The sequence below is a fragment of the Sporosarcina sp. BP05 genome, assembly GCF_014282005.1.
In the GTDB taxonomy this organism is placed as follows: domain Bacteria; phylum Bacillota; class Bacilli; order Bacillales_A; family Planococcaceae; genus Sporosarcina.
In genome coordinates, this window is sequence record NZ_JACFTD010000068.1 from 1 (window position 1) to 1018 (window position 1018).

Annotated in this window: 1 protein-coding gene; it reads left to right on the forward strand. The window is 37.0% G+C overall.

Annotated elements, in window-relative coordinates; all coding sequences use genetic code 11:
* Window positions 1–911 (forward strand): group II intron reverse transcriptase (locus tag H2672_RS19115; protein ID WP_222439469.1); only part of this gene is annotated, 911 nt, incomplete at its 5' end.
* Window positions 912–1018: the final 107 nt, after the last annotated feature.

The following is a 1018-nucleotide window of genomic DNA, read 5'->3' on the forward strand; positions in this document are numbered from 1 at the left end:
TCGTCATTATGTGCGAATCCAAGGAAGATACCGTTGGTTTATTTGAAAAATTGAAGCCTTACCTTAAAACCAGGGGGCTTGAGTTAGAAATGAACAAGACGAAAATAACACATATAGAAGAAGGGTTTGATTTTCTAGGTTTTAATATCAGAAAATACAAAACCCATAACGGCGGTAAAGTTCTTACCAAACCTTCCAAGGATAGTATTAAAAATGCGAAGAGGAAAATCAGTGATAAAGCTAGGAAATTATATGGTAACAATGTACAAACACTAATTGATACGCTCAATCCGATTGCTTTAGGTACAGCGAATTACTGGAGTCCGACGGTGGCCAAAAAAGTCTTTTCTGAAATGGATTCTCATATTTGGAAAGTCCAATACAAGTTTCTACGAAGGCTTCACCCAAAGAAGAGCTGGCAATGGATTAGGCAAAGGTATTTCAAACCAGATAAAACTGGTCAAAGTAATAATAATTGGATCTTAACAGACCCCATAACAAATAACCAACTGAAAAAGGTATCTTGGATACCAATTGTGCGACACGTGCAAATTCAATATGATTATAGTCCTTTTAATAAAAGTCTCAAAAGCTATTTTGAGAAACGTGATATTAAAGAGTTTGATAGAAACAATGTAGCGTACAGGCAGAAGTTAGCTAAAAAGCAGAAATACAAATGCTCTTTATGTAGTAAATCAATTGCAGACGGTACCGAAGGTTTAGAAGTGCATCATAAAATCCCTAGAACTAAGGGTGGGAGTAACGCATATATGAACTTGAATTTGGTTCACATATCCTGTCACCTGGAATACCACAAGGTATTTCCTGCAAAGGAGAACATTCCAAATGATGCCCAACTTCGTAGTGTTAAGAAGTACATAGAGAGTAAGAAAACACTAGGATTAATTTAGTCTAAGATATGGATAAATGCATGCCTGAGCCGTATGTGCTGAAAGGCACACGTACGGTTCTTAGGGGGGAAAGGGATAGTAATATCCTCAACCTACCCGACAAAAGC